Source organism: Pseudomonas sp. R11F, assembly GCF_050312575.1.
Classification (GTDB): Bacteria; Pseudomonadota; Gammaproteobacteria; order Pseudomonadales; family Pseudomonadaceae; genus Aquipseudomonas; species Aquipseudomonas palleroniana.
In genome coordinates this window covers 1-23904 of record NZ_JBNPJU010000070.1, presented here as the reverse complement: position 1 = coordinate 23904, position 23904 = coordinate 1, and the positions used below count along the sequence as shown (strand labels likewise).

The 23904-nt window shown below is 61.6% G+C and carries 24 protein-coding genes; 10 read left to right on the top strand and 14 right to left on the bottom strand.

Annotation, left to right across the window (positions count from 1 at the left end; translation table 11 throughout):
- The first annotated feature begins 1 nt into the window (after nt 1).
- Both ACQRBV_RS23025 and ACQRBV_RS23020 read left to right on the top strand, forming a co-directional pair.
- Nucleotides 2-1219 carry a mandelate racemase/muconate lactonizing enzyme family protein gene (locus ACQRBV_RS23025; protein ID WP_411983939.1) on the top strand — a complete coding sequence of 406 codons (1218 nt, stop codon included), beginning with the start codon at nt 2-4 and terminating at the stop codon, nt 1217-1219.
- A gap of 25 nt (nt 1220-1244) precedes the next feature.
- Nucleotides 1245-2855 carry a GMC family oxidoreductase gene (locus ACQRBV_RS23020; protein ID WP_411983940.1) on the top strand — a complete coding sequence of 537 codons (1611 nt, stop codon included), beginning with the start codon at nt 1245-1247 and terminating at the stop codon, nt 2853-2855.
- Nucleotides 2856-2953: 98 nt separating this feature from the next.
- Here the strand turns inward: ACQRBV_RS23020 and ACQRBV_RS23015 are convergent, their stop codons facing one another.
- Genes ACQRBV_RS23015 through ACQRBV_RS23005 form a run of 3 tightly spaced genes read right to left on the bottom strand, consistent with a single transcriptional unit; the run spans nt 2954 to nt 5461 of the window.
- The gene (locus ACQRBV_RS23015) at nt 2954-3646 is read right to left on the bottom strand and encodes an ABC transporter ATP-binding protein (protein WP_218580522.1); all 693 of its coding nucleotides are present in this window, start codon (nt 3644-3646) and stop codon (nt 2954-2956) included.
- Between the two features lie 20 nt (nt 3647-3666).
- A complete protein-coding gene (locus ACQRBV_RS23010; RefSeq protein WP_090371297.1) occupies nt 3667-4494 on the bottom strand; it encodes an ABC transporter permease in 828 nt (275 codons plus the stop codon).
- A 10-nt stretch (nt 4495-4504) separates the two neighbouring features.
- Nucleotides 4505-5461: an aliphatic sulfonate ABC transporter substrate-binding protein gene (locus ACQRBV_RS23005; RefSeq protein WP_090371296.1), complete on the bottom strand. Its 957-nt coding sequence runs from the start codon at nt 5459-5461 to the stop codon at nt 4505-4507.
- 314 nt (nt 5462-5775) lie between these two features.
- On the opposite strand from ACQRBV_RS23005, the gene ACQRBV_RS23000 reads away from it, so the two are divergent.
- Nucleotides 5776-5991, top strand: a complete 216-nt coding sequence (locus tag ACQRBV_RS23000; protein ID WP_060752785.1) for a TOBE domain-containing protein — start codon at nt 5776-5778, stop codon at nt 5989-5991.
- 50 nt (nt 5992-6041) lie between these two features.
- Here ACQRBV_RS23000 and ACQRBV_RS22995 read toward each other — a convergent pair whose 3' ends face one another.
- The 4 genes from ACQRBV_RS22995 to ACQRBV_RS22980 are packed head-to-tail and all read right to left on the bottom strand — an operon-like array spanning nt 6042 to nt 8745.
- Nucleotides 6042-7187, bottom strand: a complete 1146-nt coding sequence (locus ACQRBV_RS22995; RefSeq protein WP_411983941.1) for a MalY/PatB family protein — start codon at nt 7185-7187, stop codon at nt 6042-6044.
- Nucleotides 7188-7245: 58 nt separating this feature from the next.
- Nucleotides 7246-7839, bottom strand: coding sequence for an FMN-dependent NADH-azoreductase (locus tag ACQRBV_RS22990; protein WP_411983942.1), 594 nt, complete (start codon nt 7837-7839; stop codon nt 7246-7248).
- Complete coding sequence (locus ACQRBV_RS22985; protein ID WP_411983943.1) at nt 7836-8276, bottom strand: GNAT family N-acetyltransferase; 441 nt, start codon at nt 8274-8276, stop codon at nt 7836-7838. Before ACQRBV_RS22985 ends, ACQRBV_RS22990 begins: the two co-directional genes overlap by 4 nt.
- A complete protein-coding gene (locus ACQRBV_RS22980; protein WP_060752789.1) occupies nt 8269-8745 on the bottom strand; it encodes a carboxymuconolactone decarboxylase family protein in 477 nt (158 codons plus the stop codon). Before ACQRBV_RS22980 ends, ACQRBV_RS22985 begins: the two co-directional genes overlap by 8 nt.
- 131 nt (nt 8746-8876) lie before the next feature.
- On the opposite strand from ACQRBV_RS22980, the gene ACQRBV_RS22975 reads away from it, so the two are divergent.
- Entirely contained in the window at nt 8877-10262 is a 1386-nt protein-coding gene (locus tag ACQRBV_RS22975; RefSeq protein ID WP_411984403.1) for a PLP-dependent aminotransferase family protein, read from the top strand.
- A gap of 76 nt (nt 10263-10338) precedes the next feature.
- Entirely contained in the window at nt 10339-12063 is a 1725-nt protein-coding gene (ggt, locus tag ACQRBV_RS22970) for a gamma-glutamyltransferase (RefSeq protein ID WP_198762963.1), read from the top strand.
- 387 nt (nt 12064-12450) lie between these two features.
- On the opposite strand, the gene ACQRBV_RS22965 is transcribed toward ggt, so the two are convergent.
- The 3 genes from ACQRBV_RS22965 to ACQRBV_RS22955 form a co-directional block, all read right to left on the bottom strand.
- Nucleotides 12451-12969 carry an AAA family ATPase gene (locus ACQRBV_RS22965; protein ID WP_104993539.1) on the bottom strand — a complete coding sequence of 173 codons (519 nt, stop codon included), beginning with the start codon at nt 12967-12969 and terminating at the stop codon, nt 12451-12453.
- Nucleotides 12966-13529 carry a nicotinamide riboside transporter PnuC gene (pnuC, locus tag ACQRBV_RS22960; RefSeq protein ID WP_060752793.1) on the bottom strand — a complete coding sequence of 188 codons (564 nt, stop codon included), beginning with the start codon at nt 13527-13529 and terminating at the stop codon, nt 12966-12968. Before pnuC ends, ACQRBV_RS22965 begins: the two co-directional genes overlap by 4 nt.
- Before the next feature lie 159 nt (nt 13530-13688).
- Complete coding sequence (locus ACQRBV_RS22955; protein WP_411983944.1) at nt 13689-15323, bottom strand: methyl-accepting chemotaxis protein; 1635 nt, start codon at nt 15321-15323, stop codon at nt 13689-13691.
- A gap of 228 nt (nt 15324-15551) precedes the next feature.
- Here ACQRBV_RS22955 and ACQRBV_RS22950 point away from each other — a divergent pair, with 228 nt between their 5' ends.
- Nucleotides 15552-16382, top strand: a complete 831-nt coding sequence (locus tag ACQRBV_RS22950; RefSeq protein ID WP_060752795.1) for an undecaprenyl-diphosphate phosphatase — start codon at nt 15552-15554, stop codon at nt 16380-16382.
- Complete coding sequence (locus tag ACQRBV_RS22945; protein ID WP_060752796.1) at nt 16379-16762, top strand: DUF1294 domain-containing protein; 384 nt, start codon at nt 16379-16381, stop codon at nt 16760-16762. Before ACQRBV_RS22950 ends, ACQRBV_RS22945 begins: the two co-directional genes overlap by 4 nt.
- Here ACQRBV_RS22945 and ACQRBV_RS22940 read toward each other — a convergent pair.
- Genes ACQRBV_RS22940 through ACQRBV_RS22930 form a run of 3 tightly spaced genes read right to left on the bottom strand, consistent with a single transcriptional unit; the run spans nt 16751 to nt 19451 of the window.
- Nucleotides 16751-17107, bottom strand: coding sequence for an MmcQ/YjbR family DNA-binding protein (locus ACQRBV_RS22940; RefSeq protein ID WP_411983945.1), 357 nt, complete (start codon nt 17105-17107; stop codon nt 16751-16753). The genes ACQRBV_RS22945 and ACQRBV_RS22940 overlap by 12 nt on opposite strands.
- Nucleotides 17104-18012: a LysR substrate-binding domain-containing protein gene (locus ACQRBV_RS22935; protein ID WP_060752900.1), complete on the bottom strand. Its 909-nt coding sequence runs from the start codon at nt 18010-18012 to the stop codon at nt 17104-17106. The genes ACQRBV_RS22940 and ACQRBV_RS22935 overlap by 4 nt, the downstream gene beginning before the upstream one ends.
- Before the next feature lie 59 nt (nt 18013-18071).
- The gene (locus ACQRBV_RS22930; protein WP_411983946.1) at nt 18072-19451 is read right to left on the bottom strand and encodes an NAD-dependent succinate-semialdehyde dehydrogenase; all 1380 of its coding nucleotides are present in this window, start codon (nt 19449-19451) and stop codon (nt 18072-18074) included.
- A 159-nt stretch (nt 19452-19610) separates the two neighbouring features.
- Here ACQRBV_RS22930 and ACQRBV_RS22925 point away from each other — a divergent pair, with 159 nt between their 5' ends.
- The 3 genes from ACQRBV_RS22925 (at nt 19611) to ACQRBV_RS22915 (ending at nt 22509) form a co-directional block, all read left to right on the top strand.
- Nucleotides 19611-20537 carry an AraC family transcriptional regulator gene (locus ACQRBV_RS22925; RefSeq protein ID WP_411983947.1) on the top strand — a complete coding sequence of 309 codons (927 nt, stop codon included), beginning with the start codon at nt 19611-19613 and terminating at the stop codon, nt 20535-20537.
- A 104-nt stretch (nt 20538-20641) separates the two neighbouring features.
- Entirely contained in the window at nt 20642-21253 is a 612-nt protein-coding gene (locus ACQRBV_RS22920) for an FMN-dependent NADH-azoreductase (RefSeq protein WP_090371274.1), read from the top strand.
- A gap of 206 nt (nt 21254-21459) precedes the next feature.
- A complete protein-coding gene (locus ACQRBV_RS22915) occupies nt 21460-22509 on the top strand; it encodes an alpha/beta hydrolase family protein (RefSeq protein WP_090371272.1) in 1050 nt (349 codons plus the stop codon).
- On the opposite strand, the gene ACQRBV_RS22910 is transcribed toward ACQRBV_RS22915, so the two are convergent.
- Nucleotides 22503-23678 carry an MFS transporter gene (locus ACQRBV_RS22910; protein ID WP_090371270.1) on the bottom strand — a complete coding sequence of 392 codons (1176 nt, stop codon included), beginning with the start codon at nt 23676-23678 and terminating at the stop codon, nt 22503-22505. The genes ACQRBV_RS22915 and ACQRBV_RS22910 overlap by 7 nt on opposite strands.
- Between the last annotated feature and the right edge of the window lie 226 nt (nt 23679-23904).

The window sequence follows — 23904 nt, the reverse complement described above, 5'->3', positions numbered from 1 at the left end:
GATGAAAATCGTCGCCCTTGAAACCCATATCGTTGCCGTACCACCGCCGCACATTGGCGGGATGTACTGGCTGTTCGTCAAGCTCAAGACAGACTGTGGCATTGAAGGCGTCGGCGAGATCTACGCCGCCACCTTCGGCCCCAAGGCCATGCTGCCGATCATTGAGGATGTGTTCGAGCGCTACCTGCTCGACCATGACCCGCACCACATCGAGCGGTTTTTCCGTCAGGCCTATTCCAGCGGTTTCACCCAGCGCCCGGACCTGACCATGATGGGCGTGGTCAGCGGCCTGGAAATGGCCTGCTGGGACATCATCGGCAAGGCCGCCAACAAGCCGGTCTACGAGTTGCTCGGCGGCAAGGTCAACGAGCGCTTGCGTTCCTACACCTACCTGTACCCGGTCAACAGCAAGGGCGAGTATGACTATGACGACCCTGACCTGGCGGCCGAATGCGCCATCGAGAACATGAACAAAGGCTTTACCGCGCTGAAGTTCGACCCGGCCGGGCCGTACACCGCTTATTCCGGTCACCAGGTCTCCCTGCAAGTGCTGGAGCGTTGCGAGACTTTCTGCCGCAAGATCCGTGAAGCGGTGGGTGACCGGTGCGACCTGCTGTTCGGCACCCACGGGCAGATGGTGCCGTCGTCGGCCATCCGCCTGGCCAAGCGTCTGGAGAAATACGACCCGCTGTGGTTCGAAGAACCGGTGCCGCCAGGCCAGGAAGACGCGATGGCCCAGGTTGCGGCCAAGACCAGCATCCCCATTGCCACGGGGGAGCGCCTGACCACCAAGTACGAATTTTTCAAGCTGCTGCAAGCGGGCGGCGCTTCGATTCTGCAAATGAACGTGGCGCGCTGTGGCGGGCTGCTGGAAGCCAAGAAGATCGCGAGCATGGCCGAGGCTTATTACGCGCAGATCGCGCCTCACCTTTACAACGGGCCGATTGGCGCGGCGGCGAGTTTCCAACTGGCGACCTGTACGCCGAATTTCCTGATCCAGGAAAGCATCATGACCTGGGGTGGTTTCCACGCCGAGGTGCTGACCAGGCCGCTGCACTGGGAAGACGGCTACATCATCCCGTCCACCGAACCCGGGCTTGGTGTGGAACTGAATATGGACGTGGTGCGCAAGCACACGCCGTATACCGGCGAACGCCTGCACCTGCAAATGGCGCCAACCCCGGCTGACGTCAAAGACACTTCGCCCGCCAAGGGCTAAAAAACGACTTACGCGGTAACCGTGAATGACATATGACTACATCATCGCCGGTGCTGGCGCCGCAGGCTGCGTCCTGGCCAACCGGCTGTCCGCTTCGGGCAAATACTCGGTGTTGCTGCTCGAAGCCGGCGGCAAGGACAGTTCCTGGTGGTTCAAGATCCCGGTCGGTTTCGCCAAGATGTATTACAACCCGACCTTCAACTGGATGTACTACAGCCAGCCGCAAAAGCAGTTGGCCGATCGGGCGATCTATGCGCCTCGCGGCAAGGTACAGGGTGGCTCGGGCTCGATCAACGCAATGATCTACGTGCGCGGCCAAGCCCATGACTTCAATGACTGGGCGGCGAATGGCAACGACGGCTGGAGTTTTGCGGACGTGCTGCCGTACTTTCGCAAGCTGGAAAACCACCCCTTGTGTGACACCGAGTATCACGGTGGCAGTGGCCCCATCAGCATCACACCGATGAAGGGCCATACCCACCCGATTTGCGACGTGTTTCTCAAAGGCTGCGAGCAACTCGGTTATGGCTTGAGCGATGACTTCAACGGCCCGAACTTTGAAGGCGCGGGCCTGTATGACGTCAACACGCGCAATGGCGAGCGCTGCTCCAGCAGTTTTGCGCACCTGCATCCGGCGCTCGGCCGTACCAATTTGACGGTGGAACTGCACGCATTGGTCGACCGCGTGCTGTTCGACGACCAGCAACGAGCCACGGGCATCAGCGTGACCCAGCACGGCGTGGCCCGCACCTTTACCGCACGCAAGGAGGTCATCCTGTGTGCCGGTGCGGTGGACACGCCGAAAATCCTGCAATTGTCCGGTGTGGCGGATCAACAACTGCTCGCTGAACACAATATCTCACTGGTCAAGCACCTGCCGGCCGTGGGCGAAAACCTGCAGGATCACCTGTGCGTCAGCTACTACTACAAGGCCAATATCCCGACGCTGAACGACCAACTCAGCTCGCTGTTCGGCCAACTGAAGCTGGGCCTCAAGTACCTGTTCACGCGAAAGGGCGCGCTGGCGATGAGCGTCAACCAGGCCGGCGGGTTCTTCCGTGGAAACGCCGAGCAGGCTGACCCGAACCTGCAGCTGTACTTCAACCCGCTGTCCTACCAGATTCCGAAAAACAACAAGGCCAGCCTCAAGCCCGAGCCGTATTCCGGATTCCTGCTGTGCTTCAATCCGTGTCGGCCCACCAGTCGCGGCACCATCCGCATAGCTTCGAAAAACCCGCGTGATGCAGCGCTGATCGACCCCAACTACCTGAGCACCCAGAAGGACATCGATGAGGTGATCCAGGGCAGTCGATTGATGCGCAAGATCATGCAGGCGCCTGCGCTCAAAGGCATCACGGTGGCCGAGGTTCTACCCGGCGCGGCGGTGCAGAGCGATGAGCAGATGCTGCAATACTTTCGCGAAAACAGTGGCTCGATCTACCACCTCTGCGGCTCCTGCGCCATGGGCTCGGACCCGCGTACATCGGTGGTGGACAAGCGCTTGAAGGTGCATGGCCTGGACGGATTGCGCATTGTCGATGCGTCGATCTTCCCGAATGTGACTTCGGGCAATACCCATGCGGCGGTGTTGATGGTGGCGGAGAAGGGCGCGGATCTGATTTTGCAGGATGCTTGAGGCATTCCCGACACCGATGCACCAGGGGCAATGCCAGCCACAGTGACAGCGTTGCGCCTCGCCTGGCTGGCATTAGGGCCCGACCGCCCACTACTGGATCAGATCACGTGCGCTCGCTGCAATTGCGTCAGGGACAACGCTTTGAGCTGCGCCAGCATTGGGTCACGGCGGTCTCTGGGGTGCGGTAGGTCCACCGCCAATGCCTGGCGAATGCTGCTTGGCCGGTTGCCCATCACCAGCACCCGATCACTCAAGTACAGCGCCTCGTCCACATCGTGGGTGACCAACAGCAGCGCGATGGCATGGTGCTCGGCCAGTTGCAGCAGCAAGTCCTGCAGCTTCATGCGGGTAAACGCATCCACCGCGCTGAACGGCTCATCCAGCAGCAAGACCTGCGGTCGCGAATACAGGCCACGGGCGATGGCCACTCGTTGCGCCATGCCCCCGGACAATGCCTTGGGCAGCGCCTGGGCAAAGCCCTTGAGGCCGACTTCCTCGATCAATTGCGTGACCCAGGCTTTATCGTAGTGGTTGTCGTCGCTGAAACCGATGTTCTGCTCCACCGTCAGCCAGGGCATCAGGCGCGGTTCCTGGAACACAAATGCGACTTCTCCATCCGGGCTGCGCAGTTCTCCCTGATAGTCCTTGTCCAGCCCGGCGACGATACGCAACAGCGTACTTTTGCCACAGCCGCTTGGCCCCAGCAGGCTCACGGTTTCGCGAGGTTGCAAGACCAGACTCACGTCGCTCAACACCACGGTGTCGCTGAAGCTCTTTCGCTCCACGCGCATATCCAATAACGGCGATGCAGTCACTGCTCCGCTCCTTGACCGTTGAAGGTATCGCGCCACGCCAGGCAGCGCTTTTCCAGAGCCGCGAGCAGGCCATCGCTGACCTTCCCCAACAGCGCCAATACGATGATCGCCGCCAGCACGATGTCCGGCCGTGAGGTTTCGCGCCCATCGCTGAGCAGGTAGCCCAAGCCCTTGGTGGCTGCGATCAGCTCAGCCGCCACCAGGAACATCCACGCCAGGCTCAAGCCGCTGCGCAAACCGGTAAACAAGCCGGGCAGGGCGGCGGGCAGGAGGATGCGGCGTACCAATCGGCGTCGACTGAAGCCATACATTTGGCCCACTTCCACCAGCTTGCGATCGATATCGCGAATGGCCGCGACGCCATTGAGGTACACCGGGAAGAACGCGCCAATCGCGATCAGCACAATCTTCGAGGTTTCATCGATACCTAGCCACAACAGCAGCAGCGGTACCCAGGCCAAGCTCGGGATCGAACGTAACCCGGCGAACGTCGGCTCCAGGTAAGCTTCGGCCTCACGGCTCAACCCTACCCAGGCGGCAAATACCAGGGCCAGCCCGGCGCCGATGGCAAAGCCCAGCAGCACGCGGCCCAGGCTGGCACTGATATGCTTCCACAGTGCGCCCTCGGCCAGCTGCGTCAGGGTCACGGCAATTTCGCTGGGCGCCGGCATCTGGTACGACGGCAACCAACCCACCCGCACGACCCCTTCCAGGATCAGCAGGATCAGCACCGGCAACACCAGGCCCTTGAGCCTGCGTGGCCAGGCGCTGCGGTTGATCACCTGCGGTGCCGTCAGCGGCAAAATCTGGGTCTTGCTGGTCATCCCGCGCCCCTTATTGACTGAACGAGGTGTCGATCAACTGGTCGATCACCTGGTCCACGTTCACCCCGCGCCGCACCAGTTCTTCAGACACCAGGATCGGCGCCGCGGCCTTGGATGACACGACATCCTTGCTGCTCAGGAACGGTGTGCTCAAGTCGGTGCGCGACAGTTGCAACTTGGCCACTTCCAACGGCAAGCCCGACTCGTCGGCCAGCAGCTTGGCGAATTCATCCGGGTGCTTCACGGCCCAGTCGCGGGCTTTCTCGTAGGCGCCGAGCACTTTGGTGATGGTCTGCGGATGCTCCTTGGCGAACGTCTCGGTAACGCTGACCACGCCATAACTGTTGAAGTCCTTGTTGCGATAGAGCAGGCGTGAACCGGCCTGGATTTCACTGGCGGCCATATGCGGATCGAGACCGGCCCAGGCGTCGACGTCGCCTTTCTCCAGCGCGGTGCGGCCATCCGGGTGTTGCAGGTGCACCAATTCCACATCGTCCTTGTTCAGCCCGGCCTTTTGCAGGCTGCGCAAGGTGAACAGGTACGGGTCGGTACCCTTGGTGGCGGCGATTTTCTTGCCCTTGAGGTCGGTGAGATTTTTAAGCGGCGAGTCCTTGCGTACCACCAAGGCCGTCCATTCGGCGCGACTGTATACGTACACCGATTTGATCGGGCTGCCATTGGCGCGGCTCAACACCGCAGACAGGCTGGCGGAAGACGCGAAGTCGACGCCGCCGCTGTTGAGGTACTCCAGGGACCGGTTGCTACCCTGGCTCAATACCCAGCCGACCTTGGAGTTCGGCAAGGCCTGCTCCAGCCAGCCGAAATGCTTGAGCACCAGGCTGACGGGCGAATAGTAGGCGTAGTCGAGGTTGACTTGGGCCGGATCTGTCTCGGCGGCAAACGCCTGTGGTTGCAGGCACAGCGCGAGGGCGAAGACGCCCAATAAGCGTTGGGTAATGGGTTTCATGGAACCGCTCCGAAAGGCATGGGAAGGAAATTTTCTTATGCTTAGAAAATTAGTCGGCATGTTCCATCATGCTTTTCGGGAATATGCAGTCTCTGTGCCAGCGGGTTCGGCAGCGTATTGGCGGGGGGTGGCGGGATGATTACTGTGCTGAGAGGGGCAGATTGTTGAATCACTGTTTGCTGGGCAACACTTCTCAATATATCCATAAGGAATAAATAAATAGTTATATATTCCTTTTGTGTTTTTCTCCGTTGCTGCATCTTGAGGGCCTGCGCATTCGTGCGGATTGACCCAACAGCTAAAGGAAAGCCGACATGACCATTAAAGCGATCAACGTGCGCAACCAGTTCAAGGGCGTGATCAAGGAAATACTGCAGGGCGAAGTGGTGTCCGAAATCGACGTGCAGACTGCATCCGGCATCGTCACTTCGGTGATCACCACCCGTTCGGTGCGTGATCTGGAGTTGAAGGTGGGCAGTGAGGTCATCGCTTTTGTGAAGTCGACGGAAGTGTCGATCGCCAAGCTCTGACCGCGCGTTCCCACGCCTTGCGTGGGAACACCGCCCAGGCGCTCTGCGTGTCAGCGATGACGCAGGGCGCGCTCCATGCGTTGCACGCCTTCTTCCAGCATCGACCGTGGGCAACCGAAGTTAAGGCGCACGAATTGTTGGCTGTCATCGCCGAATTCGATCCCCGCACTCAAGCCGACCTTGGCCTGTTCCAGGAAGAATTGCTGCGGGTCGTCCAGGCCCAGGGCGCTGCAATCCAGCCAGGCCAGGAAGGTGCCTTGCGGGGCATGCATCACCACGCCCGGCAGGCGGGTTTGCACGGCGTCGAGCAGGTAGTCACGGTTGGCTTGCAAGTACTTGACCAAGGCCTCCAGCCATTCTGCGCATTCGCTGTAGGCGGCGCGGGTGGCTTCCAGGCCCAGGGGGCTGACGCTGTCGACCATGCCGCAACGCGCGTTGTTGAAGCGTTCGCGGATCTCGGCGTTCTGCACCACGGCAAAACAGGTCTTCAGGCCGGCCACGTTGTAGGCTTTGCTCGCCGACATCAACGTGATGGTGCGCTGGGCAATCTCAGGGCTGAGGCTGGCGGTGGGGATGTGGCGGCGGCCGTCGAAGCACAGCTCGGCGTGGATTTCATCGCTGATGATCAACGCGCCATTTTCCAGGCAGGCGTTGGCCACGGCCAGCAGTTCTTCGCGGGGGAAGACTTTGCCGATCGGGTTATGCGGGTTGCTCAACAGCAGCGCGCCGGCACCGTTCAGTGCCTTTTGCAGGGTCGCCAGCGGGGTGAGGTATTCAGCGCCGACCCGTTCAAACGGTACTTCGATGCGTGGCAGGTGCCAGTGGCCGGGTGCCAGGCGAATCGGGCGGTAGTTCGGGGTCTGCAGCACCACCGGCTGGCCCGGTTGCACAAAGGCATGCAGCGCCATATTGAAGCCGGGTTCGACGCCGGGCAGGAACAGCAACTCGTCCGGCTGCACCCGCCAGGCGTACTTGGCCCACAGGTCGGCCACGATGGCTTCGCGCACATCCGGGCCGGCCACGCTGTAGCCCAGAACCTGCTGGTCCAGGCGCTGGTGCAAGGCGTGCAGCACGGCCGGGGGTGCGGCGATATCCATGTCGGCGATCCACATCGGCAACACGTCAGGCGGGTAACGGTTCCACTTGGTGCTGCCGGTGCCGAGGCGTGGGTGGATCGTGTCGAAATCAAAGCTCATGGGCGGCTCGTATCAGGAAGGCGGGCAAACACTGGCGCCGATTCTAGCGCCATTAATTTTATAGGCCAGTGCTGATTGCCGCAGACAGTTGTTGGTGGGCCTGTTCCAGGGCGTGATTGACCGCTGCTTCACCGCGCACCATGGCCGGCAGGTAGGCAAAGTCCACCGAGCGAATGCCGATCGTCGCCAGGACGGTGGTCAGGTACGGCGTGAGAAAGTCCGGCTCGTGGCCTTTGCGCGCATTGCCGGAGCTGACCAGCACAAAGGTGCGCCGGTCGTGCAACAGGCCGACCTTTTCAAACTGCGGGCTGACCGTGAAGCTGCGATGGATGCGCACCACATGGTCGATCCAGGCCTTGAACGCTGCCGGCACGGTGAAGTTGTGTACCGGGGTGCACAGGATCAGCAGGTCGCAGGCTTCCAGTTCAACAATCAGCTGTTCCGACACTGCCGTCGCGTCGCCATTCAGGCCACCAGGCGTGGTCAGGGCATCAGCGTATTCGCGGGTCAGCGGCGGCAACGCCTGGCTGCCGTAGTCGCGTTCGGTGACCTCGGCCTGCGGCAGCAGGTCGCGCAGCAGGGCGCGGCCCAGTTTGAAGCCGTGTGCGGCTTTGCCATGGGGGCTGAAGCTGAGTAACAGGGCACGGGTCATGGGTTCAGATCCTGAGAGAAGTGCATGCCAAGCGGTAACAGACCCTGGCGGAAGTAGAAGCGCTGGGCCAGGGCCATGTGCATGCCGGTGTCCAATACCAGGTAACGATAACCGCGTGCGCGGGTTTCTTCGCGCACGCGGTCCAGCAATTGTTCGCCGAGGCGACGACGTTGCAAGGCGGCATCGACGACCAGATCGTCGACATAGATGAAGCGGCCATACAAGGTGTTTTCCGTCAGCCGGTAACCGATCAGGCCGATCACCTTACCTTGTTCTCGGGCGGCCAGCAGGTGGTAGCCGTTCTGCTGTTGGCGTTGGACCTGCTCGGCAAAGGTGACGGCATCCTTCAGGTGCGGGCGCAGTTGCTGCATTACCGCAAAGCTTGCGATGCAGTCGGCTTCAGTCTGTATCGGCACAAATTCGACCTGTTCATTCATGATCTTGATTCACCAGATGGGCTTTGACGGCGGCCGGCACCTTGCGAAAGCTGATGGCGACGCGGTTCAAGGCGTTCATCAGGGCGATCGCCAGGGTCAGGTCGGCCACTTCCTTGTCATTGAACAGCGCCGAGACCCTGGTGTAATCGGCGTCCGGCACCTGGGTCTGCGCCACCTGGGTGACCACCTCGGCCCAGGCCAGGGCCGCACATTCACGCGGCGTGAACAGCGGCGAGGCCTCATGCCAGGCGGCGACCAGCATCAGCTTCTCCAGATCGATGCCCTGTTTGAGCAGGTCGCGGGAGTGGGAGTCCAGGCAATAGGCACAGCCGTTGAGTTGGGAAACCCGCAGGTACACCAGGTCAATCAACTCTTTCTCCAGGCCGCAGCCGTGGATGTAGCGGTGCACTGAACCGAGGGCACTGTAGCCCGCAGGAGCGGCTTGGGCGTAATCGAGTCGGTGTTTCATGGGCGATCCTGTGTGGAGTAAGTGATGCGTCATTTTCAGTGGCTGACGGATCGCTCGACAGGGGCATGATTGGACAAGTGGGTTGGGACATGATCAGACTTCGCCGTGTATCCCTGTCGAGCCCGCCCGTGATGTCAGCCTTGCCCAAGTACCAGGAAATCTACCGGCGTTTTCGCTTGGCCATTGACCAGGGCCAGTTCGGCCCCGGTGACCGCGTGCCGTCCGTGCGCAGCTTGGCGCTGGAGCTCAAGGTGGCGCGAGGCACGGTGGAGACGGCCTATCAACTGCTGGTCAGCGAAGGTTTTTTTGAGGCCCGCGGTCAGGCGGGCACGGTGATCGCTGCGTCGCTGCCGACGGTGTCGGTCAAGCCGTTGCCGGTGGTTGAGCCTGTGGTACGCAGCCCCCTGGCCTTGCAGATGGGCCTGCCGGCCCTCGATGCCTTCCCGCGTAAGCTGTGGGCGCGGCTGGTGACCCAACAAGTGCGCCGCACCGATTCCGACAGCCTGGCGATGGGTGACGTGCGCGGCGCCCAGGCGCTGCGTGTGGCCATTGCCAACTACCTGGCGTTGTACCGCGGCGTGCAGTGCGCACCACAGCAGGTATTTGTCTGCGCCGGTTATGCCGGATGCCTGACGCTGCTGTGCGATGCGCTGCAGATGGCAGGGCAACGCTGCTGGTTCGAAGACCCTGGCTACTTGCATGGGCGTCAACTGTTGACCCATTGCGGCGTGGATTTGGTGCCGGTGCCGGTCGACCGTGATGGCCTGGACGTAGCGCAGGGCATTCGACGCGACATGCAGGCGCGGCTGGCAGTGGTCACCCCGGCGCATCAAAGCCCGTTGGGTGTGGCCTTGAGCCGGGAGCGGCGGCAGGCCTTGCTGGCATGGGCCGGGGAGCAGGGCAGTTGGGTGGTCGAGGATGATTACGACAGTGAATTTCGCTACCGGGGCCAACCGCTGGCGGCGCTCAAGAGCCAGGATCACGATGACCGGGTCATCCATGCCGGGAGTTTCAGCAAGATGCTGTTTCCCGGGCTACGCCTCGGCTACCTGGTGGTGCCCACCGCCCTGGTGGCGGCATTTGAGCGCAGTGCCCAGGCGTTGCAGCAACGCAGCGCGCAGTTATTGCAACTGACCACGGCAGACTTCCTGGAGCAGGGGTATTTCACCCGGCATCTGAAGAAGATGCGCCAGTTATATGCGCAGCGGCATGGGTTGCTGGTCAACGCGTTGGCAGTGCATTGCGCGGGTCTTTTGCGGGTGGATGAGCAAGCAGGGGGGATTAATCTGCTGGTGCGCCTGGAGGTGGCGGTATCGGACCAGGCCGTGGCTGAGGCGGCGAACGCGGCGGGCCTGGCGGTACAGGCGCTGTCGGTGTGGACCCTGGGGGCACATCGCGAGCAGGGCTTGTTGATGGGTTTCACGAATGTCGCCACGGCGCAACAAGCGTCGGAGCTGGCCTTGTTGCTGCGCGGCGTGATCGAGTCGTCATCGTTCTGTGACCGACAAGTTCTGTAATAAAAACGCCATTGCGCTGGGGATTAAAACCGGGAAGGGCTATTTTGGTGCACCTCAATAACTAGAGTAGCCATGGATGAAATACCAACCCTTCAGCCGTACTTTGATTGCTACTGCACTGGTGTTGACCGTCAGCGGTGTGCAAGCTGCGTCCCAGGCTCCGGTGGCCGGTGAAAATGGCATGGTGGTCACCGCCCAGCATTTGGCCACTCATGTGGGCGTGGATGTGCTCAAGGCCGGCGGCAACGCGGTGGATGCGGCCGTTGCGGTCGGCTATGCGCTGGCGGTGGTGTACCCGGCGGCGGGCAATCTCGGCGGCGGCGGTTTCATGACCGTGCAACTGGCCGACGGGCGCAAGACCTTCCTCGACTTCCGCGAAAAAGCCCCCCTGGCGGCGACCGCCGACATGTACCTGGACAAAGATGGCAAGGTCATCGATGGCCTCAGTGCCAAGGGCCATTTGGCGGTCGGGGTCCCCGGCACCGTGTCCGGCATGGAGCTGGCGCTGAGCAAATACGGGACCCTCAAGCGCGCCCAGGTGATTGCCCCGGCGATCAAACTGGCCGAAAACGGCTTCGAACTGGAGCAGGGGGATATCGACCTGCTGCACACGGCCACCGGTGAATTCGAAAAAGACCCGGACCTGCGCGGGATCTTCCTGCACAACGGCCAGCCGATGCAGGTCGGCCAGAAGCTGGTGCAGAAAGATCTGGCCAAGACCCTCAAGGAAATTTCCGCCAAGGGCAGCGACGGTTTCTATAAAGGCTGGGTCGCCAAGGCGCTGGTGGATTCCAGCCAGGCCGGCAAAGGCATCATCACCCAAGCCGACCTGGACAAATACAAGACCCGTGAACTGGCGCCCATCGAGTGCGATTACCGGGGTTACCACGTCGTCTCGGCGCCGCCGCCAAGCTCGGGGGGCGTGGTGATCTGCCAGATCATGAACATCCTCGAAGGCTACCCGATGGCCGACCTCGGCTATCACTCGGCCCAGGGCCTGCACTACCAGATTGAAGCCATGCGCCACGCCTACGTGGACCGTAACAGCTACCTCGGCGACCCGGACTTCGTGAAGAACCCGATCGCCCACCTGCTGGACAAGGACTATGCCGCCAAGCTGCGCGCCGCCATCGACCCGCAGAAAGCCGGCGACTCCCAGGCGATCAAACCGGGCGTATCGCCCCATGAAGGCAACAACACCACGCACTATTCGATTGTCGACAAGTGGGGCAACGCGGTCTCGGTGACCTATACCCTCAACGACTGGTTCGGTGCCGGCGTGATGGCGAGCAAAACCGGGGTGATCCTCAACGATGAAATGGACGACTTCACCGTCAAGGTCGGCGTGCCGAACATGTACGGCCTGGTCCAGGGCGAAGCCAACGCCATCGCGCCGGGCAAGGCGCCGCTGTCGTCGATGAGCCCGACCATCGTGACCAAGGATGGCAAGGCGGTGATGGTGGTGGGCACGCCGGGTGGCAGCCGTATCATCACGGCCACCTTGCTGACCATTCTCAATGTCATCGACTACAAGATGAACATTCAGGAGGCGGTGGATGCGCCACGTTTCCACCAGCAGTGGATGCCGCCAGCCACCAACCTGGAACGGTTTGCCGTAAGCCCCGATACCCAGAAGATCCTGGAAAGCTGGGGCCATCAGTTTGCGGGCCCTCAGGATGCCAACCACTTGGCGGCGATTCTGGTCGGCGCGCCGTCACTGGAGGGTAAGCCGGTGGGTAATAACCGCTTCTATGGGGCGAATGATCCGCGTCGCAATACTGGCCTTTCACTGGGCTACTGATCACATCGCAACACCTGCCTGTTAGTGGGCTGTAGTGAGCGGGCTTGCCCCGCGCCGGGCGGCACAGCCGCCCCAACAGGGACGCCTCGGTTTTTCAGGAAGACTGCGGTGCCTGGATTGGGGCGGCTGCGCCGCCCAGCGCGGGGCAAGCCCTAATGCCAGTCAGTTAAGGCTTAACGCGGTCATTGTGGGAGGGGGCTTGCTCCCGATAGGCCGCGCAGCGGCCTCTGAAGGGCGCCCAAAAGTTGGACACCCATCCGACCTTTGGGGCGCACTTCACTAAAAAATGGGCCTGCTACGCAGTCCATCGGGAGCAAGCCCCCTCCCACAGGTTATCTATCGTCTGCTCTATCGCTTAACTGACAGGCATTAGGGCAAGCCCGCTCACTACAAGAGCTGTTTGACGGCTTTGAATGCGGCGAGTCGGCGTTCTTGCCAATTTCCCTGGATGATGACGAAGGGCTGTTGATGCGCTTGCATCCACGCCAGGCTGTCCTGGAAAAACGCCCGTCGATCCGCCAGCTCGGGTTGGCAGCGTTGCCCGTCGGCGGTCCATTCCACATGCTCGGGCGAGAGCAGCAGGTGCAAGTCGTAGTGCCGGGCCAGCAGCTCAGTGTCGAGCCATGCCGGGTAGTCGCCGAACAGGGTCTGGCTCCACAACCGGTTGGTCAGCAAGTGGGTGTCGAGGATCAACAAGTCGGGCTGTCGGGCGCGGGCGGCGTCTTCCCAGGCCAGTTGGCCGCGGGCAATGGCGGGAATATCGGCCAGGGTCGTGTCGCGCTGGTGATGGTCGATGAAGTCGCGCACATATTCGCCCACCATCAGCCCACCAAAATGGGCTTGCAGCTCGGCGGCCAGCCAGCTTTTGCCACTGGATTCGGGGCCTGCCAATACCACCACCTTCATGCGTGCAACGCCGGGTCGGCGCGCCATTCACGCCAGCCTTGCACGGCGATCACGGTGAACAGCGCATAAAGCGCGGCGGTGAGGTACAGGCCTTTGTAGAGGAACAGGCCGACAAAGATCACGTCCACGGCGATCCACAAGGGCCAGCATTGTACGCGTTTCTGTGCCATCCACATTTGCGCCACCAGGCTGAAGCCGGTGAGGGCCGCGTCGAGCCAGGGTTGGGCGGCGTCGGTCCAGTGGGCCATGGCGGCGCCCAGCAACAGGCTGAACAGCGCACCGACCGCCAGGCTGGTCATGATCGCGGGCCAGCCCAGGCTGGTCACCTGGCGGCCTTGCTTGACCTCGCCGGCGCGGGTCCATTGCCACCAGCCGTAGAGTTGCAGGGCGGCGTAGACCACCTGCAGCAGCATGTCGGAATAGAGTTTCACATCGAAGAATACCCAGGTGTAGAGCAGCACCATCACCAAGCCGATGGGCCAGCACCAGGGGTTTTGCTTGACCGTCAGCCAGACAGCGATCACCCCCAGGGCGGCGGCGAACAATTCAAGCCCGGACATGGCGGTTCCTTGGGAGAGTCGAAGAGGGCGGGGATTGTAACGTCAAAATGAACACCGACCAATGTGGGGGGCTTGCTCCCAATAGCGGTTCACCGGTCACTGCTTTTCAGCTGACCCACCGCCATCGGGAGCAAGCCCCCTCCCACAGGTTGAAACGAGCTAGACCTTGAACTGGCGCAGCAGGCCGTCGAGTTGTTCGCTCAAGGCGCGCAAATGTTCGCTGGCCGCGCTGGACTGTTGCGCCGCCAATGCGGTGCTGTGGGACAAGCCGGCCGCCTCGGTGACGTTCTGGTTGATGTCTTCCACGACATGCGCCTGTTGCAGGGTGGCGCTGGCGATTGAAGCGTTCAGCCCGTTGAGGTTGTGCAGCGCCTGGCCGATCGCCGTGAGGCTGGCCCCGGCCTGGCCGGCTTGTTCAATCGTCAATTGCGAGGCGCTGTGGCTGTCGCTGATGACCTTGACCGCCGCTTCCGAATGGCCTTGCAGACGCTCGATCATGACCTGGATTTCAGCAGTGGATTTCTGCGTACGCTGGGCCAGCAGGCGGACTTCATCGGCCACCACCGCAAAGCCTCGGCCTTGCTCGCCGGCACGCGCGGCTTCAATGGCCGCGTTGAGTGCCAGCAGGTTGGTCTGGTCGGCGATGGAGCGGATCACCTCGAGCACGCTACCGATCTGCGTGCTTTCGCTGGACAGCGTGCGGATCACTTCGACGGCCTGGCCGATGGTGCCGGAGAGTTGGTCGATCTGTTGCAGGCTGCCGTCGATATTCACCTGGCCCTGTTGTGCCTGCGCCTGCGCGTCGCGCATTTCGCTGGCGGCGTGCTCGGCGTTTTTCGCCACATCCTGCACGCCATAGGTGACTTCGTTGATGGCGGTCGCTACCAGTTCCATCTGCTGCGACTGTTGCTGGCTGCGGTCATGGGCCTGGCTGGCATTGGTGCCAAGCTCTATGGACGACTGGCCCAAGGCATTGGCGCACGCCTGCAACTGGCCGACCACCTGGCTCAGTTTTCGCGTGAAGGCATTGAAGTGCTGGGACAGTTGGGTGACTTCGTCGCGCCCGTGGGTGTCGAGGCTGCGGGTCAGGTCGCTTTCGCCACTGGCGATATTGGCCATGGCGTTCACGGCCTGTTGCAACGGGTGCACGATGCTGCGGGCGATCAGCAGCACCAGCAGCGCCATCACCAGGGCGATCGCCAAGCAGATGAACGAGGCTTTCCACACCTGCACCTTGAATTCGGCCTGGACGTCATCCACGTAGACGCCGGAGCCAATGATCCAGCCCCACGGCTCGAACAGTTGGATATACGAGGTTTTCTCCACCGGGGCTTCGGCGCCGGGCTTCGGCCAGCGATAACTGACGATACCCGCACCCTTGGCCTTGGCCAGGCTCACGAACTCGTTGAACACCGCAAACCCGTCCGGGTCGCGAATCGCCGACAGGTTCTGGCCATCCAGCTTGGGGTTGGCCGGGTGCATGATCATCACGGGCGTGAGGTCGTTGATCCAGAAATAATCATCGTGGTCATAACGCAACCCGCGCACCGCGCTCAGGGCTTGCTGCTGCGCCGCTTCGCGGGTCAGCACGCCGGTTTTTTCAAGATTCTGGTAATACGCCAGTACGCCGCTGGCGGTCTGGACCACATGCTCGGTCTGTTGGCGCTTGGCCTGGTAGAGATCGCCATGGATCTGCTTGAGCATCAGCAGGCCCAAGGTCAGCAGCATCAGCACGGCGACTATCAGGATCAGCCAGAGACGGCGGCTGATCGACATGTTGCGCAAACTGTTCATCGTCCTGTCACTCCATGCTTTTTATAGTTGTAGCGCTGCTTCGCCATTTCCGGCGTGTCTGATAGGCTTTCGGCCCGTAATCGGAAAACCTGAGTACTGCCTGATTTTTCACGCAATTTTTGCAGCCCGGCGTGGATGATCCACCGCCTGGCCGCAAGCTCACTCAACATCATTGAATCACTGGAAAAGACAACGGGGTGTGCCTCGCGCATGACCTTTGGGGGAAATATGGATTTTTGGACCGCCATACAGGCATTGATACTGGGCGTGGTGGAGGGGCTGACGGAGTTCCTGCCGATCTCCAGCACCGGTCACCAGATTATCGTAGCCGACCTGATCGGTTTTGGTGGCGAGCGTTTTGAGGCGTTCAACATCATCATTCAGTTGGGCGCGATCCTGGCGGTGGTGTGGGAGTTCCGGCGCAAGATCCTGGACGTGGTGATCGGTTTGCCGACGCAGCGCAATGCCCAGCGCTTTACCGTCAACCTGATGATCGCCGTGCTGCCGGCCGTGGTGTTGGGGGTGATTTTCGCCGACCTGATCAAGCACTACCTGTTCAACCCGATCACCGTGGCTACCGCGCTGGTGATCGGCGGCGTGATCATGTTGTGGGCCGAACGTCGCCAGCATGCCGTGCATGCGCACAGTGTGGATGACATCACCTGGAAGGAAGCGCTCAAGGTGGGCCTGGCCCAGTGCCTGGCGATGATCCCGGGCACGTCGCGTTCCGGTGCGACCATCATCGGCGGCCTGTTGTTCGGTTTGTCGCGCAAGACCGCTACCGAGTTCTCGTTCTTCCTGGCCATGCCGACCATGGTCGGTGCGGCGGTGTATTCGGGCTACAAGTACCGTCACCTGTTCCAGCCGGATGACCTGCCGGTATTCGCGATTGGTTTCGTCACCTCGTTCATCTTCGCGATGATCGCGGTCAAGGCGTTGCTCAAGTTCATCGCCAGCCACAGCTATGCGGCTTTTGCCTGGTACCGGATTGCATTCGGCCTGGTGATCCTGGCGACCTGGCAATTCGGTTGGATCGACTGGTCCGCGGTCAAGCCATGAGCCTGCAGCACCCACGCTTGAAGGCGGCGATCTTTGCACTGCTGTGCGCCGCGCCGTTGTTGGGAGCGGCGCTGCTGGGGTATCGCGGCGAGACCCTGATCCCGCTGGTCGCCTATGGGGTGGTCAGCGTGGTGGCGTTTTTCCTGTACTGGAGCGACAAGCGCAAGGCGCAAACCGATGCGCGCCGCATCCCGGAAAACATCCTGCACGCTGTCGAGCTGGCAGGCGGTTGGCCGGGCGCGTTGATCGCCCAGCAGGTGTTTCGCCACAAGACCCGCAAAGTGTCCTATCAGGTGCTGTTCTGGGTGATCGTGCTGTTGCACCAGGTGTTCTGGCTGGACCAGCTGTTCCTGGGCGGTACCTTGTTGTCAGTCCTCTAGCCGCAGCCCGACCTGCGTGCGCTTGGGCAGTTTGTTGACCACCAGTTGGTGGGAACGCTGCAACAAGCCACGCAGTTCATCAGCGCCCAGCGGGTAGGGCGTGTCCATGATGATCCACTGCGCGCGCGCCAGGTACGGCGCCGGGTGGATACCCGGGCGGTCGACATGGCCCAGGAACAATTCCTTGTCGACCTTGAAGGCCAGCGACGCACCCCGCAGGTTTTGCACGGCGAACATCTTGTTGCCGGCGATCGAGAACACCCGCACGCCACCCCATTTATAGTCTTCCCGTGCTCCGGGCAGGCCCAGGCAAAACGTCGCGACTTGTTCTTCGTTCATCTTCATAGCAGTCGATCTCCGCAACCTCTGAAGCCTTCTTCGAGGTAATCAATCCAGGCCCGAATGGCCGGCAGTACGCCACGCCGATGCGGGTACACCGCCTGCAACCAGCCCCCCGGCAGCGACCACTCGGGCAGCAGTTGCACCAGGCGGCCGCTGGCCAGCTCCTCCTCGCAATACATCATCGGCAATACGGTAAAACCCAGGCCCATGATGGCACTGGCCTTGCGCACAACGAAGTCGTCGATGCCCAATCGGGCTTCCATCACCAGCTCGTGGGGCTGCCCTTGTGGGTCGAGAATGCGCTGATGCACCATGCGGTCCGCCTCGAGGGCGCCCAGTATCGGCAGTTGCTTGAGGTCTTCAAGGGTGTTGATCTGCCTGCCCTGGATAAACGCCGGGCTGGCCACCAGCACCGTCTGGGCCTGGCGCAGGCGCTTGGTGACCAGCAGCGGGTCTTCATCGCCGTGTTCGCGCACGCGCAGGGCTACGTCGATACCTTCAGCCACCAGGTCGACACGGCGATTGACCAGGGTCATTTCCAGTTGTACCAGTGGGTGGGCGGCGAGAAATCCGGCGACCATGTCCGGCAGCATGTGCTGGGCCATGCCCACCGGGCAACTGACGCGCAGGCGGCCACGGGGTTCGCTGGACATGCTGGCCACGGCCTCATCGGCCATTTCCGCTTCGAGGAGCATGGCCTGGCAATGGCGCAGGTAGCGCTCCCCCACGGCAGTGAGGGTCAGTTGCCGGGTGGTGCGCTGCAGCAGGCGGGCGCCCAGGCGTTCTTCCAGCTCGGCGATGCGCCGCGACAGGCGTGATTTGGGAATCCCCAGCACACGGCCTGCCGCCGCGAAACCGCCGGATTCGACGACTTTGGCGAAATAGTAAAGGTCGTTGAGGTCTTGCATGATCAACCTGTTGTCCTGTCAGTGGGACGAACTATCCGCGTCTGGTGCAGGCAAATCCACTAAAAATGTGCGCCCGCCATCAGCACATACTTCACATGCACATACTCCTCGATCCCGTAATAGCTGCCTTCGCGCCCGTAACCGGATTGCTTGATGCCGCCAAATGGCACCGACGCGGTGCCCACCGAACCGGAGTTCAAGATGACCATGCCGGCCTCAAGCCCGCTTGATAGTCGTAATGAGCGACCCAATGCGCGGGTGTAGGCGTATGCCACCAGGCCGAATTCGGTCTGGTTGGCGCGCCTGATGGCTTCCTCTTCATCCTCGAACGCATAGATGGCGAAGACCGGACCGAAAATTTCCTCGGTGGCCAGCGTTGAATCATCCTGCAACCCCGTCAAGATCGTGGGCTCGTAGAACAGGCCGCCCTTGGCGTGGGGCTTGCCACCCATCAGTACATCGGCGCCGGCGGCCTTGGCCTGCTCCACCAGGCGCACCACTTTGTCGAACCCCGCCTGGTTGACCAGCGGCCCGACCACAAACCCCTCACGCAGGCCCTGATCCACTTCGATATCGGCCACCGCCGCCTGCACCCGCCGCAGGAACGTTTGCAGGATGCTGCGTTGCACAAAAATCCGGTTCGGCGAAATACACACCTGGCCGCAGTTGCGCAGTTTGGCGCTGACCAAGCCTTTGACCGCCTCATCCAGATTGGCGTCTTCGAACACGATAAACGGCGCGTTGCCGCCCAGTTCCAGGGTCATCTTCTTGACCGTCGCGGCGCATTGCGCGGCGAGCAGTTTGCCGACCGCGGTAGAGCCGGTGAACGAGATCTTGCGAATGCGCGGGTCGCCGGTGAGGATCAGGCCGATGGCCTTGGGATCGCCGACCACCACTTCCAGCACGCCTTCAGGGATACCGGCCTTGCGCGCGTACTCCAGCAGTTTCAGCGCCGTCAGCGGGGTGTCTTCGGCGGGCTTGATCACCATGCTGCAGCCGGCGGCCAGGGCCGTGGCCACCTTGCGGGTGATCATCATGAACGGGAAGTTCCACGGGGTAATGGCGGCGACCGGGCCGACGGCTTCCTTGGTCACCACCACCTGGGCGTTGCGATCGTGGGTGGGCAGGGTGTCACCGTAGACGCGTTTGGCTTCTTCGGCATACCACTCGATAAAGCCCAGGCCGTAGTCGATTTCACCACGGGCTTCGCTCAGGCATTTGCCGTTTTCGCGGCACAGCAGTTCAGCGAAGGCTTCTTTGTCGGCTTTAACGCTGTCGTGCCAACGGCGCAGGATGTCGCTGCGTTCGCTGGCAAGCCTGGCTGACCAGGCGGGGAAGGCCGCGCAGACGCGGTCGAGCGCAGCCTTGACTTCGTCCGTGGAATGCGTGGCGACGCGACCGATTTCTTCTGCGGTGGCAGGGTTATAGACGATGAGCATGGGGCAATCTCCGAGGGCTGAAAGGGCTGTTTCAGGCTACGCAAGGGAGTGCGTTGGGCGAATATCCATTCCAATGTGCTGATTGCCTATTCCTATGAGCGTGTAGCCAGGCTGCCGTTTGCGCAGTACCGTGCGGTTTTCCCCCAGGAGCCCCAGCCCATGGGCCGTACCCAGAAAATCATCGAGCTGATGGGCCGCCTGGCGCCTGTCGAAGGCTATAACCTCAGCGTGCTGGATGACGTGCGCTTCCTGCGCTCCAACCGGCCGCTGCATCGGGTGCCAGTGCTGTATGACCCCGGCATCGTGATCGTTTGCCAAGGCTCCAAGCGCGGTTATCTGGGCAGTGAGATTTACCGGTATGACGCCCAGCACTATCTGGTGGTCTCGGTGCCGGTGCCGTTCACCATGGAAACCGAGGCCAGTGAAGAGGAACCGATGCTGGCGGTGTACCTGAGGCTGGACTTCACCCTGGCGGCGCAATTGATGCTGGCGTTGGCGGACTTTCCCGCACTGGTGGAGGCCGAGCCCAGGGGCATGTATTCATCGCCCATGGATGACCCGCTCAGCGATTCATTACTGCGTTTTCTCGAAGCCATGAGCGCGCCGATGGACGCGAAAATCCTCGGCCCCATGCTGATGCGCGAGATCTACTACCGGATCCTCACCGGCGAGCAGGGCGGTTCGATGCGTGCGGCGCTCAATCGTCAGGGCCAGTTCGGCAAGGTGGCGCGGGCGATCCGCAAGATCCATGGGGGTTATCACCAGCACTTGGACGTGGCGGTGCTGGCGGAAGAGGCGATGATGAGCGTGCCGAGTTTTCACGCGCACTTTCGCACCGTGACCGACACGTCGCCGATGCAGTACCTCAAGTCCACGCGCCTGCACCAGGCGCGGTTGTTGATGCTGCGCAGCGACATCACCGCCGCCACGGCCTGCGCCCAGGTCGGCTACGAAAGCGCCTCGCAATTCAGTCGTGAGTTCAAGCGCTTCTTCGGGCGCACGCCCCAGGAAGAGATCCAATGGATGAAGCGCACCTATGCATTGCCGGCGCCCACCTCGGCTTCGATTTACGTATCGTCCCATTAATAGGACGAACAATCGCATTTGTGCCATCTAATCGAGTATTGGATTCATGTGTAGGATTAACCTCAATTGGTCGCCCCACCGCGATCCTCACTTGGAGATTCCGCATGAAACTGTTGCATATCGATTCCAGCATCCTCGGCGACAACTCGGCCTCCCGTCAGCTCAGTGCTGCCGTGGTCAAGGCGTGGCAAGCGGCTGAACCCGGTGTGGAAGTGACTTACCGTGACCTGGCCAGCGAAGGGATCAACCATTTTTCCGGCGCCACCCTGGGTGCACTGGGTACACCTGACGATCAGCGCAGTGCCGCACAAAAGCAGGAAGCCGACCTCAGCGCTTCCACCCTGGCCGAGTTCCTGGCAGCCGATGCCATTGTGCTGGCGGCGCCGATGTACAACTTCACTATTCCGACCCAGTTGAAAGCCTGGATCGACCGTATCGCGGTGGCCGGCCAGACTTTCCGCTACACCGAAGCCGGCCCTGAAGGCCTGTGCGGCAACAAGAAAGTCATCATCGTGTCCACTTCGGGCGGCCTGCATGTTGGCCAGGCCACGGGTGTTGCTCACGAAGACTATCTGAAAGTGCTGCTGGGCTTCCTGGGCATCACTGACATTGAATTCGTTCGCGCCCACGGCCTGGCCTACGGTGACGAGTTCCGGACCAAGTCCCTGAACGACGCCAACGTAGTCATCAACGAACAATTGTTCGCCGCCGCGTAAGGCTTGTGTAAATTTGCCGCTTGCTCGGTTTCAATCTGAATCCGGGCGCCTAAACTCTGTACTCTGATCGTGCGAAAACGATGGAGTACGGAGTTTTTTCGTTTTGCCGATGTCACTCATTTGGCCCAGGTTATGCATTCGTGGGTTTATCACCTGGACTTTTAATTCGACATGTCGGTTCTCATGCAGCAAAGGTGGACATCCCCATGATGCGTCTTTGTGCTGTTTTGGTTCTTTCTCTGCTCGGCGGCCTGGTTTCAGTGCACGCCGCGCCTGCACCGCACCCGCATTGGAGTGTGGGCTTTCATCGCATGACGTTTCTCGATCCGCTGGATTCGCAGCCGATGAAGGCTATCGCGTTCTATCCCTCCAGCGGCCCAGCCCTGGGCGTTGAACATATCACTCGGCTGGGGCCGTATGACGTTGCCGCCACTGAGGACGCGCGGGTTGCCATCGGCCGTTTCCCGATGCTGATGCTGTCCCATGGCAATACCGGCACACCGCTGGCCCTGCATGACCTCGCCACGTCTCTGGCGCGCAAAGGTTTTGTGGTGGTAGCGGTGCTGCATCCTGGCGACAACTACAAGGATCACAGCCGACTGGGCACCGTGAGCAATTTGTATGGCCGGCCTATCCAGATTTCTGCGGCGATTACGGCGACCTTGAATGAACCGATGCTGTCGCCGTTCGTCAATGTCGATCAGGTGGGTGTCATCGGTTACTCGGCCGGGGGCGAGACGGCGTTGATCCTCGCTGGTGCCAAGCCCGACTTCGATCGCCTGCGCCGCTATTGCCAGGAGCGTCCGGAGGACCGTGATGCCTGCACCACCAAAGGTGAGCTGGTGGTGGACCGTGACGACCTGCAACCGCAAGCCGACCCGCGTATCCATGCGTTAATGCTGATGGCCCCGCTGAGCCTGATGTTTGGCCGCCACACGCTGGCGGACGTGCATGTGCCGGTGCTGCTCTATAGCGGCGATGGCGACAAACTGGTGGCCGTGGACAAGAATGCTGCCGCCCTGGCGCGCAAACTGCCGCAACCACCGGATTTCAAACTATTGGCCGGGGCAGGGCACTTCGTCTTCATGGCGCCGTGCGACAGCGATCAACAGATGGCGATGCCGGCCGTCTGCACCGATGCGGATGGCGTCGACCGCGAAGGGATTCACCGCAACCTGATTTCCGAGGCGGGGCGCTTTTTCACGAACACCCTTGGCCAGGCGACCCGCGCCGGTTTGCAGACCGCCGATCAGTAGGCGCGGCGCTTGAGCTGCAAGGTCACGGCCAATGCCGTGATCGATAGCAGCGCGGCGCAGAAGAAGATCCAGCCGTAGCCAAGATTCAGCGCTACGGCCCCCATCAGCGGGCCGGCAATCGCCAGGGCCAGGTCAAAAAATACCGCATACGCGCTCAAGCCTGCGCCACGGCTGCTGTTGGGCACTTGCTTGATGGCTTCCACGCCCAGCGCCGGGTACACCAGCGACAAACCGAAACCGGTCAGCCCTGCGCCAATCAAGGCGACACCGGTGGACGGCGCCAGCCACAGCAGTGTCAGCCCCAGTGTCTCGATGGTCATGCAGGCGATGGCCGCCCGAAAGCCGCCGAAGCGGCTGATGGCGGAGATAAACACCAGGCGCGACAGGATAAAGCACACGCCAAACACGGTGAGACAGTAGGCCGCGCCCGCCCAGCCACGGTTGAGGTAGTACAGGGTGATAAAGGTGGTGAGCGTGCCGTAGCCGATCGATGCCAGGCACAGGCTCGCGCCAAACGGTGCGATACGACCGAACACCGCCCAGAACGGTAATCGCTCGCCGCGCACCACAGGCACTGAAGGTTTATTGCGAATCAGCCAAAGCCCCAGCGCCGCCAGCACCGACAAGGCGACGCCCAGGCTGGCATAGCCATAATCGGCCACCATCACCACGCCCAACGGCGCACCGATAGCAATTGCGCCATAGGACGCGATCCCGTTCCAGGAAATCGAACGGGCCGTATGCTCGGCGCCTACTGCCCCCATGCACCAGCTGATGGTGCCCACGCCGATCAGACCTTGGGCCACGCCCAGCAACAGTCGGCCGGCGATCAGAATGCCCAGGCTCAGGGCGGGCATGCTCTGCACCCATGTGGCAACAAGCGTCAACACGCCACTGACGAAAATGCCGGCCAGCCCCAGCACAATGGCGCGTTTGGTGCCCACGTTATCCGACATACGCCCAGCCATGGGGCGACTGAGCAGGGTGGCCAGGTACTGCGAGCCGATGGTGATACCGGCGACGACTGCGCTGAAGCCCAGTTGTTCATGCACATAGCCAGGGATCACCGCGATCGGCAGGCCGATGCAGATAAACGCGATAAAGGTGTAGAAGACGATGGAGACGATCTGCAAGGTGATCGACAGGGAGGAAGGGGCGGCGTCGGACATGGGCACTCGTTCGCGGGCGGGCGGTGAATGCATCATGGCAAGGGCCCGGGACAAAAGAAAGCACCCTATCTATTCTTCAGCCCTGCGGTGAGCGGGCTCATCCCAATAAAAAAACGCCGCATTCTGTCTGAAAGAATACGGCGCCTGTTGTAGTGAGCGGGCTTGCCCCGCGCTGGGTGGCGCAGCCGCCCTAAATCCAGACACCTCGGTCCTCCTGAAAGACCGA

What these genes read in the sequence shown, in the direction of transcription:
- ACQRBV_RS23025 (WP_411983939.1), top strand. Translation starts at nt 2, where the DNA reads ATGAAAATCGTCGCCCTTGAAACCCATATCGTTGCCGTACCACCGCCG.
- ACQRBV_RS23020 (WP_411983940.1), top strand. Translation starts at nt 1,245, where the DNA reads ATGACATATGACTACATCATCGCCGGTGCTGGCGCCGCAGGCTGCGTC.
- ACQRBV_RS23015 (WP_218580522.1), bottom strand. Translation starts at nt 3,646, where the DNA reads ATGCGCGTGGAGCGAAAGAGCTTCAGCGACACCGTGGTGTTGAGCGAC.
- ACQRBV_RS23010 (WP_090371297.1), bottom strand. Translation starts at nt 4,494, where the DNA reads ATGACCAGCAAGACCCAGATTTTGCCGCTGACGGCACCGCAGGTGATC.
- ACQRBV_RS23005 (WP_090371296.1), bottom strand. Translation starts at nt 5,461, where the DNA reads ATGAAACCCATTACCCAACGCTTATTGGGCGTCTTCGCCCTCGCGCTG.
- ACQRBV_RS23000 (WP_060752785.1), top strand. Translation starts at nt 5,776, where the DNA reads ATGACCATTAAAGCGATCAACGTGCGCAACCAGTTCAAGGGCGTGATC.
- ACQRBV_RS22995 (WP_411983941.1), bottom strand. Translation starts at nt 7,187, where the DNA reads ATGAGCTTTGATTTCGACACGATCCACCCACGCCTCGGCACCGGCAGC.
- ACQRBV_RS22990 (WP_411983942.1), bottom strand. Translation starts at nt 7,839, where the DNA reads ATGACCCGTGCCCTGTTACTCAGCTTCAGCCCCCATGGCAAAGCCGCA.
- ACQRBV_RS22985 (WP_411983943.1), bottom strand. Translation starts at nt 8,276, where the DNA reads ATGAATGAACAGGTCGAATTTGTGCCGATACAGACTGAAGCCGACTGC.
- ACQRBV_RS22980 (WP_060752789.1), bottom strand. Translation starts at nt 8,745, where the DNA reads ATGAAACACCGACTCGATTACGCCCAAGCCGCTCCTGCGGGCTACAGT.
- ACQRBV_RS22975 (WP_411984403.1), top strand. Translation starts at nt 8,877, where the DNA reads ATGTCAGCCTTGCCCAAGTACCAGGAAATCTACCGGCGTTTTCGCTTG.
- ggt (WP_198762963.1), top strand. Translation starts at nt 10,339, where the DNA reads ATGAAATACCAACCCTTCAGCCGTACTTTGATTGCTACTGCACTGGTG.
- ACQRBV_RS22965 (WP_104993539.1), bottom strand. Translation starts at nt 12,969, where the DNA reads ATGAAGGTGGTGGTATTGGCAGGCCCCGAATCCAGTGGCAAAAGCTGG.
- pnuC (WP_060752793.1), bottom strand. Translation starts at nt 13,529, where the DNA reads ATGTCCGGGCTTGAATTGTTCGCCGCCGCCCTGGGGGTGATCGCTGTC.
- ACQRBV_RS22955 (WP_411983944.1), bottom strand. Translation starts at nt 15,323, where the DNA reads ATGAACAGTTTGCGCAACATGTCGATCAGCCGCCGTCTCTGGCTGATC.
- ACQRBV_RS22950 (WP_060752795.1), top strand. Translation starts at nt 15,552, where the DNA reads ATGGATTTTTGGACCGCCATACAGGCATTGATACTGGGCGTGGTGGAG.
- ACQRBV_RS22945 (WP_060752796.1), top strand. Translation starts at nt 16,379, where the DNA reads ATGAGCCTGCAGCACCCACGCTTGAAGGCGGCGATCTTTGCACTGCTG.
- ACQRBV_RS22940 (WP_411983945.1), bottom strand. Translation starts at nt 17,107, where the DNA reads ATGAAGATGAACGAAGAACAAGTCGCGACGTTTTGCCTGGGCCTGCCC.
- ACQRBV_RS22935 (WP_060752900.1), bottom strand. Translation starts at nt 18,012, where the DNA reads ATGCAAGACCTCAACGACCTTTACTATTTCGCCAAAGTCGTCGAATCC.
- ACQRBV_RS22930 (WP_411983946.1), bottom strand. Translation starts at nt 19,451, where the DNA reads ATGCTCATCGTCTATAACCCTGCCACCGCAGAAGAAATCGGTCGCGTC.
- ACQRBV_RS22925 (WP_411983947.1), top strand. Translation starts at nt 19,611, where the DNA reads ATGGGCCGTACCCAGAAAATCATCGAGCTGATGGGCCGCCTGGCGCCT.
- ACQRBV_RS22920 (WP_090371274.1), top strand. Translation starts at nt 20,642, where the DNA reads ATGAAACTGTTGCATATCGATTCCAGCATCCTCGGCGACAACTCGGCC.
- ACQRBV_RS22915 (WP_090371272.1), top strand. Translation starts at nt 21,460, where the DNA reads ATGATGCGTCTTTGTGCTGTTTTGGTTCTTTCTCTGCTCGGCGGCCTG.
- ACQRBV_RS22910 (WP_090371270.1), bottom strand. Translation starts at nt 23,678, where the DNA reads ATGTCCGACGCCGCCCCTTCCTCCCTGTCGATCACCTTGCAGATCGTC.